Raw genomic sequence first — 16,645 nt, 5'->3', positions numbered from 1 at the left:
GCGTCACTGGTCAGGATGAACGGGATACGGCAATATATGAACAGATATGAACAGAAAGAGACCGCGCGCAGGATGTCACATCACATTGTTATTGTTGAGGATGAACCTGTTACTCAGGCCAGATTACAGGCCTATTTTGAGCAGGAGGGGTATCGCGTTTCGGTGACCGACAGCGGCGCGGGCCTGCGCGACATCATGGAGCATGAGCACGTTTCGCTGATCCTGCTGGATATCAACCTCCCCGATGAAAACGGGTTGATGCTGACCAGGGCGCTACGCGAACGTTCCACGGTGGGCATTATTCTGGTGACGGGGCGTTGCGACCAAATAGACCGCATCGTCGGACTGGAGATGGGCGCGGACGACTACGTCACCAAGCCGCTGGAACTGCGCGAGCTGGTAGTACGGGTGAAAAATCTTTTGTGGCGCATAGATCTGGCCCGCCCCACGCCGCAAAATGCCAGTGAAAACTGCTATATGTTTTCCGGTTACTGCCTGAACGTGATGAATCACACGCTGGAGTACAACGGTGAAGCCATTAAGCTTACGCGCGCGGAGTACGAGCTACTGCTGGCCTTTGTGACCAACCCAGGCAAAGTGCTGCATCGTGAACGCCTGCTGCGAATGCTTTCCGCCCGCCGCGTAGAGACTCCGGATCTCCGCACGATTGATGTCCTGGTTCGCCGCTTACGCCATAAAATTACGCCGGAACTGCTGGTCACACAGCATGGCGAAGGCTACTTTTTAGCCTCGGAGGTGTATTGATACAGATAGACGGGCCGAAATCCCGGAGGCGATAGCGAACGGCGAACGCGCGCGCTGTCGGCGTTGTTATGCGTCAAAATAAGCACCGGCGGGCTGATATTTTCAGGCACCGGTTGCCCCTGTAAGACCTTAATCGACTGCGTTATCGCTAATTCTCCCTGCCAGGCCATCTGATCGCTGAGCGCCATCAGGATATGGCCGCGTTTTAAACCGCGATAAACCTGATGCGTCAGATAAAATGAGACGATCGTGAGCGGAGTCGTCAAATTTCGCCCTTCGCCCATCGCCGCCTCCGCCGCTATCGCCGACCCGGCGACCACATTGGCGTCCGGATGGCGCTCCAGCATTTCCTGGAGTAAGTTTCGTTGCACTTCAATGTCGTTATCGCCCCAGGCGATATCCACAATGTTGATGGCGCTGCCTTTAATTGCCTGACGAAAACCCGCCACCATCTCCTGACTGCCGCCAGCTTCTTCCGGCCCCGGGAAGAGTAAAACGTTAAGCGCTTTTCCTTTGTTCCACTGCACCAGGAAACGTCCCGGCAGATACCCCATCTGAAACCACGGCAGACCAACGCGGGTTGCGACGCTGGCATCGTGAATCATGTTCACCAGTTCAATAACCGGCACATTACCGGCATACCGTTCCAGTTCCGGGAAACGATCGGTACTGCTGCCAAGCAGAATAGCGTCGGCGCCCCACTCCCGGCATTGCATCATTTGCTGTTGTTGCGTCGCCAGTTGCCGATAGCCATTCGCTTCCAGCACTTTTAAATCAACGCCATACAATTTGGCCGCTTTTTGCATCCCGTAGTTGACGGACAACCAGTAAGAATCTTTCAGGCTGGGGTATAATGCGCACAGTTTCCAGGGTTTACTCGCATTGACTGACGTTTGCCGCCAGGGAATCGCCCGATCGGCGCGCGTCCAGTGTAGCAGTCCGGTTTCGGCTGACGCCGTTTCTACATTCGAGACGATGATTATCAAAAAAAAGAACGAAATAAGCGCGCGCATGATAGCCCCACCAGCAACAAGGTTTTATCCTAATGGTTTTTCCGGCGGCAACTCAACCCATTTCACCCGCGGCGCATAAATGTCAACGCCTTCACTGACCCGCAGATTATGGCTGGCCTTCGCCCTGATGGCGGCACTCACCCTGCTCAGCACCGTGATCGGCTGGATAAGCCTGCGCGTCATTAGTCAGGTGGAGCAAACCAATACGCAAGCGCTGCTCCCCACGATGAATATGGCCAGGCAGTTAAGCGAAGCCAGCGCTTACGAGCTCTTTTCTGCGCAAAATCTGACCAATGCCGACAGTGAGGGCGTTTGGCTGGCGCAGGGGAAGATGCTGAAAGCGCAAAGCCTTAAAATTAACCATCTTTTGCAGGCATTAAGCGAGCAGGGATTTAATACCTCGGCCATCGCCCGGCAAGAAAAAGAGATTGCGCAAACGCTTGGGCAACAGGGAACGCTGGTCGGTGAAATTCTCACGCTGCGCGCACAGCAACAGCAGTTAAGCCGCCAGATTGCGGAGGCGGCGGAAAGCATTGCCGCCCAGGCTCACGGTCAGGCCAATAATGCCGCGACATCTGCGGGCGCCACCCAGGCCGGTATTTACGATCTTATCGAAAGCGGTAAAGGGGACCAGGCTGAACGCGCGCTTGACCGATTGATTGATATCGACCTTGAGTATGTGAATCAGATGAATGAGTTGCGGGTCAATGCCCTGCGGTTTAAGCAGCTCATTGTGACCTTAAAAGACGCGCAAGGGCTGAGCGATGCCGAGGACACCGATGAAAAACTTAATCAGTTGGTTAAAATTTTATCCCGCCGCCAGCAGCGTATAGAAGATCCTACCGTTCGCGCCCAAATCGCCGACGCGCTGGAGAAAATAAATCAGTACACCACACTGGTTACCCTGTTTCGTAAGGAAAACGCCATCCGCGACCAGCTTCAAACGCTTATGGCCAATAACCTCTTTCAGTTTACCCGCTTCAGTACGGAAGTGTCGCAGTTGGTGAACGCCATCGAAAAACGAAACGAGGCTGGGTTAGCGCGTCTTACACACGCCAGTCAGCGTGGGCAAATAGGGTTAGTGATCTTAGGCATCCTGGCGCTGTGCTCATTAAGTTTTATTCTTTGGCGAGTGGTTTACCGTTCCGTATCCCGCCCGCTGGCGCAACAAACGCAGGCTTTACAGCGGTTACTGGAGGGCGATATTGATTCGCCGTTTCCGGAGGCGGCTGGCGTCAGCGAACTGGATACCATCAGCCGTCTGATGGAAGCGTTTCGCGCCAACGTGCGCAAATTGAACCGCCATCGTGAGGATTTGGCGGAACAGGTGCGATCGCAAACGGCGGAGCTTCATGCGCTGGTGCTGGAACACCGGCAGGCGCGCGCCGAAGCGGAAAAGGCCAACGAGGCGAAATCGACGTTCCTTGCCGCCATGAGCCATGAAATTCGCACGCCGCTTTACGGCATTCTCGGTACGGTACAATTGCTGGCCGATAAACCGCTCATGGCAAACTACCGCGACGACTTACAGGCCATTAATGATTCAGGCGAATCGCTACTGGCGATTCTTAACGATATTCTTGATTACTCGGCGATTGAAGTAGGCGGCACCAACGTTTCTATTAGCGAGGAGCCGTTTGAACCGCGACAATTGTTGAATAGCGCGCTGCATTTAATGCACAGCCGCGTGCAGGTGGCGCTCATCGCCGACTTTAGCGAGCAACTCCCCTCCACGCTACAAGGCGATCCGCGCCGGATACGTCAAATTGTGATTAATCTTTTAAGTAATGCGGCGAAATTTACCGATCGCGGCAGCATAGTGCTGCGCACGTTTTGCGACGATCAGAGCTGGTTTATTGAGGTTGAAGATACCGGGTGCGGTATCCCTGAAGCAAAGCTGACGGCTATTTTCAAACCGTTTGTGCAGGCGACAGGACGCCGGGGCGGGACGGGCCTGGGGCTGGCTATCAGCGCCAGCCTGGCAGAGGCAATGGGCGGGACGCTAACCGTCACCAGTACGCTTCATGTTGGCAGTTGTTTTCGTTTACAACTACCGGTTCGCCACCCCAAACCCGCAAGCAAAAGTGCGTTCAGGGAACCGGTAAATCTTAACGGGCTACGTCTGTTGCTGATTGAAGATAATATGCTGACGCAGCGTATTACCGCTGAAATGCTCACGGGTAAAGGGGTGAAGGTCTCAGTAGCTGAAAGCGCGAATGACGCGCTACGCTGTTTAGCCGAAGGCGAGCCCTTTGATGTGGCGCTGGTGGATTTTGATTTACCGGATTATGACGGCTTAACCCTGGCGCAGCAGTTGATGAGTCAGTATCCCGCCATGAAACGCATTGGTTTTAGCGCGCATGTGATAGACGATAATCTTCGTCAGCGTACCACCGGTCTTTTCTGCGGGATTATTCAAAAGCCCGTTCCCCGCGAGGAGCTTTACCGCATGATAGCGCACTATTTACAGGGCAAATCTCACAATGCGCGGGCGATGCTGAATGAACATCAGCTTGCCGGCGATATGGCGTCTGTCGGCCCGGAAAAACTCCGGCAATGGATCGCGTTATTCAAAGACAGCGCGCTGCCTTTAGTCGAGGAGATCGAGGCGGCGCGCGCCATGAATGACGACGTTAACATTAAGCGGCTGGCGCATAAATTAAAAAGCGGCTGCGCCAGCCTGGGGATGACGCAGGCAACCGAAGCCTGTCGGGAGCTGGAATTGCAACCGCTTAGCGATATAGATATTAAAACTATCGTGACGCAGGGAGTGACGGCGCTCGACGCATGGATAGCCGGTCATCCTTCGCCATAATAGCTTCCGGCTCGCCAAACGACGCGTTTCACATCACCAGTTATCAGAACATAAAACAGTACGCCGAGGGTATAAGAGGGAAATAGCCTACGGCTACTCCCTGTTTAATGATTCTGTGTTTTTTCGTCCTGTAGCCGTGCCTGCTCCGCCAGGGCGGCAAAATCTTTTTCGCTGTAATAGTGCGCGGGAGGCGGTAGCTGCGCCATATCCTCGCTGGGCCACAATTGTAGTTGCGCCAGCGTGCTAAGCTGGATACCGCGCCAGCGATGGGGCAAGCTCAGCGGCAATAGCGGCATTATCTCGCCAGGAATGCCGGTCGGCAGGCGGTCATCGCCCATCTGATAATTACGATGCAGCACCAGATATTTTTCCGGTACCCGCCGCTGGCTGTTCCACCAACGGCCATCAAGCATATCAAACTGAAAACGGGTGATCTGCGTCGGCTGCGCTGCCAGCTGCGTCAGCGCTTGCCGCAGCGCAGTTTCCATCGCCGTGTTGTACATCTCTTGCGTTTTCGTCTGGCCGCCGACAATTAAAGACGCTGCCAGACGGGCACCCGCGAGGTTAGAATAGAGATCTTCCGGCGAAAAGGCCGATACTCCCTCAGAAAATCCGCGAACAGACTCGAAACCGTACCATTGGGCGATTTCGTGCCACTCCGCCACCTGGAACGCCAGATGCGCCGACAGCCAGGCGGCCAGCGTGTAACGCTCGCGTGCATCGACCGGAGGGGTAAAAGCAGTAAAAACCAGACGCCGTTCGGCCAGCTCCTCGCCCAGATTCAGCGTAAAAGCCTGCCCCAGCTTTGGTAGTAGTTGGCTGAAGATATACACTGTCATATCAGCGGTATCCCGCACATGTGCGGTGTCGATGAATCCGCCACGCAAGGTATACACAATACCGTTATTCTCACCGCTAAGGCCGATCAGGTTTGCCACGCCCGAGTACAGATGGTCGTTGTACTGATGATGCCCCAGCGAGTCCACCGTCACGACGTTATTTAACTGATAGAACGGAACCGGCAGTCCCAGCAGCTCGGCATGCAGGTCGTAACCAAAAGCGCAACACGGACGCAACCCCTTTGGCAGCGGCTGCGGCGGCATCGTCGGCCAGGCTTCACTGGCAACTGGCATTGGGAGAGAGGACAGATAGAGCGTCAGTGGTAAGGCGGCGCGGGCGCTCCCCGCCAGAAACAGCAGCGCCAGAAAGATAACCCGAACGACGGACCTCAAAATGCTTCTCCTACCTGAAAATAAAAACCGCTGCTAGCTTTGCCCACGCCGTAATCCAGCCGCACGTTGACGCGCGGCTTGAACTCAAAGCGATAGCCCACGCCCGCAGAAGGCAGCCATCGCCCGTCATCCAGATGGTGCAAAGACGATCCCATGGTGCCCGCGCCCACCCAACCGACAACGCCATGCCGCCAGCTCAGCTTATGGCGATATTCCAGCTGACCGCTGATAGCATTTTTATCGCGATAGCGCCCTTCATAATAGCCGCGCATACGATGGTTACTGCCCAGCAGCGGCAGCATATTCCACGGCACATCACCCTGAGTAAAAGCGCCGTCCGTTTCCCAGGCCAGCACATCTTTATCATTGAGGGCATGGTAACGACTATAGTGCAGTTGGTATTCATCAAACCGCGTATCGCTACCGACGTCCGGTGCGAAGTGGGTATAGCGAAGGGTGGCATACTGCCCTTTGCGTGGGTTAGGTATAAAATCACGATCATCCCAGCTAATCTCAACGCTACCGCCGTTACTCAGTGAAGAACAGCCCTGCGCTGTACTTTGAATTTTGGGCGGATCGGTCTCATCAATTTGCGCGGCGTGCTGTATATCCAGCGTCCAGCCAACGCCAAGATAGATATTGTTGACCAGCCGACGATACAGCATGGGTTGCAGATCCAGCACCTGCGCAGTATAGGCCTGCTTATGGCTGTCTTTATCACCGGCGGCAAAACCCTGTCCCCAATAGTAAGTGGGCGTGTCGCTCAATGCGCCAGTGAGGAAGAAACGCCAGCGATTTTGCGCGAAAAAAGCGTAATTTTGCAGGCTTACGCCAAAAGCGCCTGTGGAGCTGAAATAGCCGCTCAGCGACAGCGTGGATACCTGGCTAACCTTATCGGCAGGATCGGGGCTATACATACCGACGATAGCGGTGCCGATGCCCAGCCCCAGTTCAGGGGTATAAAATGGCCCGGGCATTACTCCCCAGTTGACGCCTTTGGCGGCATCGTAAGTATCGCTATCCCCCATTTGTTGTAGCCAGCCGTCCACCTGACTGCGGCTGGGCAGCGCCGCCTGCGCCACGCCGGACAGCACACCGGCGACGCAAAGCAACAGTCGGCAATGGCAGCGGTTCAAAAGCGGTACTCACCGGCCACAAAGAAGCTATTGCGCTCGGCAAAGCCAAACTCGGTGGTAACGTTGAAATGGCGGGTTATTTCATACTGAGCGCCCAGCAGCATGTTCCACGGTGATTGTAGATGCTGTTTGACGTCAAAGCGGCCGTTATTGTTATAGTTAGCCATACTCACCAGCCTTTGTAGCGTCGCTGACGGCATGGTCAGGTCGTCGAGGCTGCCTTTAAACTCCTGCTGCACATCCTGATACATGCTGCCGACCCAGACGTTTAGCTTGCCCGACGGCAGATGCATCTTATCTATACCCGGGGTGGTAAAACGGTAACCAACGCGAGGTGAGACGGTAAAGGCGTCGATGCTGCCATCAAGAATATCGAACTGTGTCTGGGTGTAGTTAGCATCAACAGCGGTAAACCAGTTACCTACGCCGCCGACCAGTGTGGTGCCGATGCCATAGGTAGTGCCTTTAAAGTCGAGTTTAAACTTGAGGTTTTGCAGATCGGCGGGATGAAAAACGTGGCCATTTTTCGTCATCAACCCAACACCAATTTGCGAAACGGAATGACCATCGGTATAGCCCACCAGGCCGTACACATTCATAAATGGCAGCAGCCAGGCATCCAGCTTGACCGTTTCGGTCTTGCTCTTTTCACGGGTATGACCGACGTTAATTTTAAATGCGTTATCTAATGGAATTCCCCCGTTGGGACCTAAAGCCAGGCCATTAAAGTTGATGCTATCAACGTTAATATTCTGCCCAATATTCATGTAGTTAATATTGAGGCCAAATGGCTCGGGAAGCTCATAGCCACGCTTTCGGGCTTCATCACCCAGAAAAGGCAACACTGATGTACTGGCAGGCTTTGCCACCGGCGTTGTCGCGACTGGCGGTGTGGCAGCAGATGGGACGTCATCCTGATAGCTATAAACAGGCGACAGGTTCGCCGGGGGGCTGGTGGCCGCCCAGGTAGAAAAAGCCATAGCGGGCAGCGCCAACAGCAAAAGGGAGCGTTTTTTCATAATGATGAAGCGTTTATTCTGGCGAGAAGCGCCGCCGGATCGAAAGGAGGAGGGAGAATATAGTAATCGTCGCCTGGTGGGCGGGATTTCTGTGCGAATTAATCTTTTGAAATAAAAAACTATTTTCTACAACGTCTTTGTTGCAACACATTAGCTTCATGAGTGGAACTATCGGCCCGACGGCGATCGGGCCGGAGTGAATCAGGACAGAACATGTTGTTCAATCGCCCAGGCAACACCATCTTCAAGGTTCGATTTAGTCACAAAGTTAGCCACCTCTTTGACCGACGGAATGGCGTTGTCCATTGCCACGCCCATGCCGGCGTATTCGATCATCGCAATGTCGTTTTCCTGATCGCCAATCGCCATCACCTCCTCTGGCTTAATACCCAGCGCCTCGGCCAGTGATTTTACGCCGGTGCCTTTATTAACCCGTTTATCGAGGATTTCAAGGAAGTACGGCGCACTTTTCAGCACGGTGTACTTTTCCTTCACCTCTGCCGGTATACGCGCAATCGCCCGGTCGAGAACGGCAGGCTCATCGATCATCATAACTTTCAGGAACTGGGTGTTCGGGTCCATCTTCTCCGCTTCACAAAATACCAGCGGAATGGTCGCCACATACGACTCATGCACCGTGTAGTAGCTGATATCGCGGTTAGCGGTATAAAGCGTATTTCGGTCTAATGCGTGGAAGTGAGAACCCACCTCACGGGACAGTTTTTCCAGGTAACGGTAGTCATCATAGCTGAGCGCCGTTTGCGCAACCGTACTGCCGTCCCCTGCTTTCTGCACCAGCGCCCCGTTATAGGTGATGCAATAATCGCCGGGCTGTTCCATGTGAAGTTCTTTCAGGTAACTGTGCACACCCGCATACGGACGGCCTGTGGTCAGCACCACATTTACCCCTTTTTCACGCGCAGCGGCAATCGCGTTTTTAACCGCCGGAGAAATGGTGTGATCGGGCAGCAGAAGGGTGCCATCCATGTCGATAGCAATAAGTTTGATAGCCATGAAATCCCCGCATTAAATGAGTCCTGACTCATGCTAACGCGATTCCGCTCAAAAAACAGCAAAAGAGTCAGGGATAAAGGGGGATAAACTCTGGAAAAAGGATTCCTCTTTTGTCCGACATGATGAGGAGTTTAACGGTCTTTACAATGGTTGCTTCTATTGTGCATTGACCGATTTATCAGGCAATAACATACAGAAAAATAAAGGAGGTTATTGGGAAACTCACCGTCTATAGAAGAAAAAGAGACTGGGTGTCCCGTTAAACCATTTGAGGAATGAATAATTTGATGACAATTACCGTTAGTACTCTCTAAAAAAATAAAAATAACACAGCTTTCGATTAAATGGCACACCGGTAAGAAAGCGCAGATAGAAAAAATAGCAATAAAATTAGCGGCGTGGTAATAATAACGAATATGACATGTAAGGAATACATTCATGAAAATAATTAAAATAATATCAGCCATTGCCATGAGTTATTTTTTAAGCGGTTGTATGACGTCATCTTTACTCGATACTATAAAAACGGAAAGCGCACCCACGACAGAAGTCTGGAAAACAGATGAAATAAAAAGTATCAAACCATCAACGACCACAAACGGAGAGGAAACGTGGACATTTGTTGGTGAAGACAATAATTATCAACTTGATATAAAAAATGATAATATCAACACAACAACCAGAAATTTCGTCACTTTACTGAATAATCCTCATATCGATAAAAGAATTATCGAATTTTCCAAACAGCTTTACTGTTCTACCGATAGTAAAAAAGGGAACAAACAAAATGAGTTTCATTGCGTCCGCCCTTCAGATATTAGATACAGTTATAAGTCTTTGACGGGAGAAGAAAAATCAAAAGTCAGAGAGGCATTTTATGTACATGAAAACGATCCTGGCAGTCCTTTTTATTTTACGTTAGCAGGAAAAATCCAACCCAAAGATGCCGATAATGAAAATGAAATATTACTAAAATCTTCCCATAAAATAAATTTCACACGTGATAAGAAGCATTTCTCGGCTAAGGTTTTATTAATGCCATTCTCTATTATTGGCGATGTTGTCACTGCGCCCTTCCAGGCAATTGGCTATATTATTATCATGAATTCTTTACCGGCGATGCGCTACTAATAATAAAGAATGCCTGAATGTATTCAGGCATTCTATGTCAGCCTTACCTTGTCGGATGGCGGAATAAATACTCTATCCAACCAACAAAGTATCTTTAATGCTAAACAATGGAAAATACATCAAGGATATATTATGAACAAATTATTAGAAATATTAATTTTAACGATACTTGTAGTGGCTATAATTCTTTATATTGGATATGTCATTGTATTGCACTCACTACCCCCAATGCGTTACTAAATCTCAGACTGCTGACAAACCTTCCAGGCGCTGTTAAATGTTGGGATTCGCTCCCCTCAACCTACAGACTAAATCTCTCCCTTATATAAGGGAGAGATTACGCGGGAATATTAAATATCGATATTCGCCGCTTTCAGGGCGTTCTCTTCGATAAATGCGCGACGCGGTTCAACGGCATCGCCCATCAGCGTAGTGAACAGCTGGTCGGCAGCAATCGCATCTTTAACGGTCACACGCAGCATACGGCGGCTTTCCGGGTCCATGGTGGTTTCCCACAGCTGATCCGGGTTCATTTCACCCAGACCTTTATAACGCTGGATAGCCAGACCGCGACGTGATTCTTTCACCAGCCACTCCAGCGCCTGCTCGAAGCTGGTTACCGGCTGGCGACGCTCGCCGCGTTCGATAAACGCGTCCTCTTCAATCAGACCGCGCAGCTTCTCGCCCAGCGTGCAGATACGACGATATTCCGCGCCGGTCACAAACTCGTGATCCAACGGATAATCGGTATCCACACCATGCGTACGCACGCGAACGATAGGCTCGAACAGATTCTGTTCCGTATTAGTATGAACATCGAACTTCCACTGACTGCCGTGCTGCTCTTTCTCGTTCAGCTCGGTAATCAGCGCATTCACCCATCGCGTTACAGTCTGCTCATCAGAAAGATCGGCTTCGGTCAGAGTTGGCTGATACACCAGCTCTTTGAGCAGCGCTTTCGGGAAGCGACGCTCCATACGACCAATCATTTTCTGCGTGGCGTTATATTCAGAGACCAGTTTTTCTAACGCTTCGCCGGATAGCGCCGGCGCATGAGCGTTCGCGTGCAGAGTCGCACCGTCAAGCGCGATGGAAATCTGGTACTGATCCATCGCTTCGTCGTCTTTAATGTACTGTTCCTGCTTGCCTTTCTTGACTTTGTACAGCGGCGGCTGGGCAATGTAGACGTGGCCGCGTTCAACGATTTCCGGCATCTGACGATAGAAGAAGGTCAACAGCAGCGTACGGATGTGCGAGCCGTCGACGTCCGCATCGGTCATGATGATGATGCTGTGATAGCGCAGCTTGTCCGGGTTGTACTCGTCGCGACCGATACCGCAGCCCAGCGCGGTGATCAGAGTCGCCACTTCCTGAGAGGAGAGCATCTTGTCGAAGCGCGCTTTCTCGACGTTGAGGATTTTACCCTTCAGCGGCAGAATCGCCTGGTTCTTGCGGTTACGCCCCTGCTTCGCAGAGCCGCCCGCGGAGTCCCCTTCCACCAGGTACAGTTCGGACAGCGCCGGGTCGCGTTCCTGGCAGTCAGCCAGTTTGCCCGGCAGGCCCGCTAAGTCCAGCGCGCCTTTACGACGGGTCATTTCACGGGCGCGACGCGCCGCTTCACGCGCACGCGCGGCGTCGATAATTTTGCCGACGACAATTTTCGCGTCAGATGGGTTTTCCAGCAGGTATTCGCTCAGCAGTTCGTTCATCTGCTGTTCTACCGCCGATTTCACCTCGGAAGAGACCAGCTTATCTTTGGTCTGCGAGGAGAATTTCGGGTCCGGCACCTTCACGGAAACCACCGCAATCAGACCTTCACGGGCATCGTCGCCGGTGGCGCTGACTTTGGCTTTTTTGCTGTAGCCTTCTTTGTCCATGTAGGCGTTCAGCGTGCGGGTCATCGCCGCACGGAAGCCTGCCAGGTGAGTACCGCCGTCGCGCTGCGGAATGTTGTTGGTAAAGCAGTAGATGTTTTCCTGGAAACCATCGTTCCACTGCAGCGCTACTTCCACGCCGATACCGTCTTTTTCGGTGGAGAAGTAGAAGATATTCGGGTGGATCGGCGTTTTATTCTTGTTGAGATATTCAACAAACGCCTTGATGCCGCCTTCGTAGTGGAAATGATCTTCTTTGCCATCGCGCTTGTCGCGCAGGCGGATGGAGACGCCTGAGTTCAGGAATGACAGTTCACGCAGGCGTTTCGCCAGGATCTCATATTCAAATTCAGTGACGTTGGTGAAGGTTTCGTGGCTCGGCCAGAAACGTACCATCGTGCCGGTTTTATCGGTATCGCCAGTGACGGCCAGGGGTGCCTGCGGCACGCCGTGCTCGTAGATCTGACGGTGAATTTTGCCATCTCGCTGGATAACCAGTTCCAGTTTTTGCGACAGAGCGTTGACTACCGAGACGCCCACGCCGTGCAGACCGCCGGAGACTTTATAGGAGTTATCGTCAAATTTACCGCCCGCGTGCAGAACGGTCATGATCACTTCCGCCGCCGAGACGCCTTCTTCCGGGTGAATACCGGTAGGAATGCCACGGCCATCATCCGTTACGGACACGGAATTATCGGCGTGAATAGTCACGACGATATCTTTACAGTGACCTGCGAGCGCTTCGTCGATAGCGTTATCTACCACCTCGAATACCATGTGGTGCAGACCGGTGCCGTCATCCGTGTCGCCGATATACATACCCGGGCGCTTACGCACCGCATCCAGCCCTTTCAGGACTTTGATACTGGAGGAGTCATAAGAATTCGACATCAACGTTTCTCGCTCATTTAATCTTGGGTTAATCCGTTATTTTACCCTTTTCCACGGTAAACATCTTCGAATTTTCATCCGACATGTCTATAACGTGTTCAGCGCTAATTGCGCTGACAAAGACCTGCGATTGCGTGGCTTTTAAGCGGCTGGCCAGCAGTCCGCGACGCGCATCGTCAAGTTCAGAGGCAAAATCATCTATCAGGTACAGGCAGCGCCGCCCGCTTTCGCGGGTAAGGAACTCGCCCTGCGCCAGACGTAAGGCGCACATCAATAACTTTAGCTGCCCGCGCGACAGGGTATCTTCCACCGGCGCGCCGTCAGCGCGAATGCGAAAGTCCGCTTTATGCGGCCCGTGCGCGGTGTAGGTCAACATACGGTCACGCTCAAAGCTTCGCTCCAGCACGTCCGCATAGTCCGTCTCTTTCTCCCAGCCTCGCTGGAAAGAGAACGTCAGGGAAAATTCAGGTAAAAACTGCTGACAGGTATCCGCCATGTCCTGTGCGATAGCGCTACTGTACTCCGCCCGCCAGGTACTAATTTGTTCCGCCAGCGGAATCAGCTCTTTATCCCACGGGCGCAATTGCTCATAACGACTCACCTGGCGCAGCGCAGCATTACGCTGTTTCAGCAATCGTTTCAGGTTGCTCCAGGCGGTGAAGAATCCGGCTTCGTTGTGAAAGCATCCCCAGTCAAGGAACGCTCTTCTGTATTTGGGGCCGCCGTTGAGTAAAGTAAACCCCTCCGGCGTAATCAACTGCATCGGCATTAAATGCGCCAGCTCCGCGATCTTGTGACCGTCGGTACCATCGATACGGACTTTGCTGTCGCCCTGCTTATCTTTGGTTAAGCCAATCGACGTCTCACGCTCTTCGCCCTGCAGGCGCCCGTGAAGAACAAACGCTTCCTGCTCATGACGAATCACGCGGCCAGGCTGCAAACTGCGAAACGCCCGACCGTGGCCAAGCGTATAGATAGCTTCCAACACGCTGGTTTTGCCGCTGCCGTTGGCGCCAACCAGGAAGTTAAAGCCGGGGGATAAAGCGAGATCCGCATTTTCTATGTTGCGGAAGTCTTTGATTAAAAGGCGCGTCAGTGACATATATTAGTACATTCGTCCAGGGGCGTGTGTGTCGCAGCCAGTTCGTCTACCGCCAGCGCGCAGAAAGCGGAGCGTACACGAAGTACGTGAGCATTTCGAGCACTGCCGGGAGGCGAAATGGCAAGTAAACCAGCCCCTTTTCAGATTCTACAGCCTCATTGGCATAACAACGTAGGCAGCACTCTGTGACGCCGCATCCTCAATCTGTACGCTGGATACGGAATCCGTCAGCATAATGCGCACGGTTTCGCACTTCAGCGCATTGAGCACGTCCAGCACGTAACTGACGTTAAAGCCGATTTCCATCTCCGTCCCGCCGTAGCTCACGTCCAGAATCTCTTCCGCTTCTTCCTGTTCCGGGTTATTGGCGGTGATTTTGAGCTGATTCTCACTGACGTACAGACGCACGCCGCGGAATTTCTCATTCGAGAGGATTGCCGCGCGGGCAAACGCCTGCTTGAGGATATCGCAGCCCGCTTCCAGATGTTTATCCGGATTCTTCGGCAGAACGCGACGGTAATCCGGGAAGCGACCATCCACCAGCTTCGAGGTAAAGATAAAGTCGCCGACGTGCGCGCGGATATTATTACTGCCGATCTGCACGCGCAGCGGGTTTTCGCCGCCGTCGAGCATACGCATCAGTTCAATCACGCCTTTACGCGGCACAATCACCGAGTGGCTGGGTAAAGACGCTTCCAGCGGCATTGAGCACACCGCAAGACGGTGGCCGTCGGTCGCGACAGTGCGCAGTTCGCTACCTTCCGTTTCAAACAGCATACCGTTTAAGTAGTAGCGCACATCCTGATGGGCCATCGAAAACTGGGTCGCTTCAATCAGGCGCTTCATCGTGGCCTGCGGCAGCGTAAATTCAACTTCGCTTTGCCAGTCGTCAAGATTCGGGAAATCGGCGGCAGGCAGCGTAGACAGCGAGAAGCGGCTACGGCCAGAACGCACCAACATCCGATCGCCTTCCAACTGAACGGCAATCTCCGCGCCCTCCGGCAGGCCGCGGCAGATATCAAAGAATTTCCGCGCCGGCACGGTAGTGGCGCCCGGCTCATGCGGCTGAGAAAGCGTAACGCGCGCGACCATCTCCATTTCAAGATCGGTGCCGGTCAGAGAAAGCGTACCGTCCGCTACCTGGAGGAGCAGGTTACCGAGAATCGGCAGCGTAGGACGACCGCCCAGCGGGCCGCTGACCTGCTGAAGCGGTTTTAATAAATGTTCACGTTCAACGGTAAATTTCATAGGATCACGACGACAATGTTCTGATTAAATTCGAAAAATCTTCTTTGATATCGTGGCTTTCTTCACGCAGTTGCTCAATTTTACGACAGGCATGAAGTACGGTAGTGTGGTCGCGCCCGCCAAACGCATCGCCGATTTCCGGCAGACTGTGGTTGGTGAGCTCTTTTGCCAGCGCCATAGCCATCTGGCGCGGACGTGCTACCGAGCGAGATCGACGCTTAGAAAGCAGATCCGCAATTTTGATTTTGTAATACTCCGCCACCGTCTTCTGAATATTGTCGATGGTGACCAGTTTTTCCTGCAACGCCAGTAAATCGCGCAGCGCTTCGCGCACAAAGTCGATAGTAATCGCCCGGCCGGTAAAGTTGGCATTGGCGATCACCCGGTTCAGCGCGCCTTCCAGTTCACGTACGTTAGAGCGTAGACGCTTGGCGATAAAGAACGCGACCTCGCCTGGCAGACGAATATCATTTTCGTCCGCTTTTTTCATCAGGATCGCCACGCGGGTTTCCAGTTCTGGCGGTTCGATCGCCACTGTCAGCCCCCAACCAAAGCGGGACTTGAGACGATCCTCAACGCCGTTGATCTCTTTCGGATAGCGATCCGACGTCAAAATGATCTGCTGATTGCCTTCCAGCAGAGCGTTAAAGGTATGGAAAAACTCTTCCTGGGATCGTTCTTTATTGGCGAAGAATTGAATATCGTCGATCAGCAATGCGTCAACGGAGCGGTAGTAGCGTTTAAACTCTTCGATGGCGTTATTTTGCAGGGCTTTTACCATGTCCTGCACAAAGCGCTCGGAGTGCATATACACGACTTTCGCGTTGGGTTTGCGCGCCATAATGCCGTTACCCACCGCGTGCAGCAGGTGAGTTTTACCCAGACCGGTGCCGCCATAGAGGAATAACGGGTTATAAGCGCCGCCAGGATTATCCGCCACCTGACGTGCCGCCGCGCGCGCCAGTTGGTTGGATTTACCTTCGACGAAGTTATCAAATGTATGTTTAACATTGACGTTGGAGCGGTAGGTCGGCTCCGCCGGCGCTGGTACGTTATCCCAGCCCGAACGGGCCGCAGGCGCTACGCGCTGCGGCTGCGCCGTCGTTGTCTGCGCAGGCGCGACAACGTTATGCACAGGCGTTTTTAGCGTTTGCGTAACGGGCTTTGTTCCCACTTCAAAACGCAGTTGTGGGGCATCCGCGCCGCAGAATGTGTTGAGTAATCCATTGATATTGTTGAGGTACTTATCTCTTACCCAATCGAGCACAAAACGGTTTGGCGCATACAAAGCCAGCGTGTTATCGCTCAGTTCCGCCTGCAACGGGCGTATCCACATACTGAATTCTGTGGCTGGTAACTCATCCTGCAATCGGGCAAGACACTGCTGCCAAAGCGAAAGTGACAC

At 52.9% G+C, this 16,645-nt stretch carries 12 protein-coding genes; 3 read left to right on the top strand and 9 right to left on the bottom strand.

What is annotated here, in order from left to right:
• Positions 1-72: 72 nt before the first annotated feature.
• Positions 73-765, top strand: a complete 693-nt coding sequence (gene torR, locus QEN32_RS00060) for a two-component system response regulator TorR (protein ID WP_001747553.1) — start codon at positions 73-75, stop codon at positions 763-765.
• Here torR and torT read toward each other — a convergent pair.
• The gene (gene torT / locus QEN32_RS00055; protein WP_001202037.1) at positions 738-1,778 is read right to left on the bottom strand and encodes a TMAO reductase system periplasmic protein TorT; all 1,041 of its coding nucleotides are present in this window, start codon (positions 1,776-1,778) and stop codon (positions 738-740) included. The two genes, torR and torT, sit on opposite strands and share 28 nt — an antisense overlap.
• 79 nt (positions 1,779-1,857) lie before the next feature.
• Here torT and torS point away from each other — a divergent pair, with 79 nt between their 5' ends.
• A complete protein-coding gene (gene torS / locus QEN32_RS00050; RefSeq protein WP_265322414.1) occupies positions 1,858-4,593 on the top strand; it encodes a TMAO reductase system sensor histidine kinase/response regulator TorS in 2,736 nt (911 codons plus the stop codon).
• 104 nt (positions 4,594-4,697) lie between these two features.
• On the opposite strand, the gene QEN32_RS00045 is transcribed toward torS, so the two are convergent.
• The 4 genes from QEN32_RS00045 to yidA form a co-directional block, all read right to left on the bottom strand.
• Entirely contained in the window at positions 4,698-5,825 is a 1,128-nt protein-coding gene (locus QEN32_RS00045) for a DUF4056 domain-containing protein (protein ID WP_265322413.1), read from the bottom strand.
• Entirely contained in the window at positions 5,822-6,961 is a 1,140-nt protein-coding gene (locus QEN32_RS00040; RefSeq protein WP_265322412.1) for an outer membrane protein assembly factor, read from the bottom strand. The genes QEN32_RS00045 and QEN32_RS00040 overlap by 4 nt, the downstream gene beginning before the upstream one ends.
• Positions 6,958-7,980 carry a hypothetical protein gene (locus QEN32_RS00035; RefSeq protein WP_000747401.1) on the bottom strand — a complete coding sequence of 341 codons (1,023 nt, stop codon included), beginning with the start codon at positions 7,978-7,980 and terminating at the stop codon, positions 6,958-6,960. The genes QEN32_RS00040 and QEN32_RS00035 overlap by 4 nt, the downstream gene beginning before the upstream one ends.
• A 201-nt stretch (positions 7,981-8,181) precedes the next feature.
• Positions 8,182-8,994 carry a sugar-phosphatase gene (gene yidA / locus QEN32_RS00030; protein ID WP_000985571.1) on the bottom strand — a complete coding sequence of 271 codons (813 nt, stop codon included), beginning with the start codon at positions 8,992-8,994 and terminating at the stop codon, positions 8,182-8,184.
• 438 nt (positions 8,995-9,432) lie between these two features.
• Between yidA and QEN32_RS00025 the strand changes: the two genes are divergently transcribed.
• Complete coding sequence (locus QEN32_RS00025) at positions 9,433-10,125, top strand: hypothetical protein (protein WP_064034615.1); 693 nt, start codon at positions 9,433-9,435, stop codon at positions 10,123-10,125.
• Between the two features lie 350 nt (positions 10,126-10,475).
• Here QEN32_RS00025 and gyrB read toward each other — a convergent pair whose 3' ends face one another.
• The 4 genes from gyrB to dnaA all read right to left on the bottom strand — a co-directional run bounded on the left by gyrB (position 10,476) and on the right by dnaA (position 16,645).
• The gene (gene gyrB / locus QEN32_RS00020; protein WP_000072047.1) at positions 10,476-12,890 is read right to left on the bottom strand and encodes a DNA topoisomerase (ATP-hydrolyzing) subunit B; all 2,415 of its coding nucleotides are present in this window, start codon (positions 12,888-12,890) and stop codon (positions 10,476-10,478) included.
• 28 nt (positions 12,891-12,918) lie between these two features.
• Positions 12,919-13,992, bottom strand: a complete 1,074-nt coding sequence (gene recF / locus QEN32_RS00015; protein ID WP_000060081.1) for a DNA replication/repair protein RecF — start codon at positions 13,990-13,992, stop codon at positions 12,919-12,921.
• 147 nt (positions 13,993-14,139) lie between these two features.
• Positions 14,140-15,240 (bottom strand): DNA polymerase III subunit beta, encoded by a 1,101-nt coding sequence (gene dnaN / locus QEN32_RS00010; protein ID WP_000673474.1) that lies wholly within the window; start codon positions 15,238-15,240, stop codon positions 14,140-14,142.
• A gap of 4 nt (positions 15,241-15,244) precedes the next feature.
• Positions 15,245-16,645, bottom strand: a complete 1,401-nt coding sequence (dnaA, locus tag QEN32_RS00005) for a chromosomal replication initiator protein DnaA (protein ID WP_000059093.1) — start codon at positions 16,643-16,645, stop codon at positions 15,245-15,247.

Origin of the sequence: Salmonella sp. SA14318 (genome assembly GCF_029866905.1) — a bacterium.
Classification (GTDB): Bacteria; Pseudomonadota; Gammaproteobacteria; order Enterobacterales; family Enterobacteriaceae; genus Salmonella; species Salmonella enterica.
Note: the sequence above shows the minus strand (reverse complement) of the source record. Positions and strands in the feature narration are given on the sequence as shown.

Bases quoted from the DNA above. Each gene is read 5' to 3' on its own strand.
- torS (WP_265322414.1), top strand. From the start codon at position 1,858: ATGTCAACGCCTTCACTGACCCGCAGATTATGGCTGGCCTTCGCCCTG.
- torR (WP_001747553.1), top strand. From the start codon at position 73: ATGTCACATCACATTGTTATTGTTGAGGATGAACCTGTTACTCAGGCC.
- dnaN (WP_000673474.1), bottom strand. From the start codon at position 15,240: ATGAAATTTACCGTTGAACGTGAACATTTATTAAAACCGCTTCAGCAG.
- torT (WP_001202037.1), bottom strand. From the start codon at position 1,778: ATGCGCGCGCTTATTTCGTTCTTTTTTTTGATAATCATCGTCTCGAAT.
- gyrB (WP_000072047.1), bottom strand. From the start codon at position 12,890: ATGTCGAATTCTTATGACTCCTCCAGTATCAAAGTCCTGAAAGGGCTG.
- recF (WP_000060081.1), bottom strand. From the start codon at position 13,992: ATGTCACTGACGCGCCTTTTAATCAAAGACTTCCGCAACATAGAAAAT.
- yidA (WP_000985571.1), bottom strand. From the start codon at position 8,994: ATGGCTATCAAACTTATTGCTATCGACATGGATGGCACCCTTCTGCTG.
- QEN32_RS00025 (WP_064034615.1), top strand. From the start codon at position 9,433: ATGAAAATAATTAAAATAATATCAGCCATTGCCATGAGTTATTTTTTA.
- QEN32_RS00035 (WP_000747401.1), bottom strand. From the start codon at position 7,980: ATGAAAAAACGCTCCCTTTTGCTGTTGGCGCTGCCCGCTATGGCTTTT.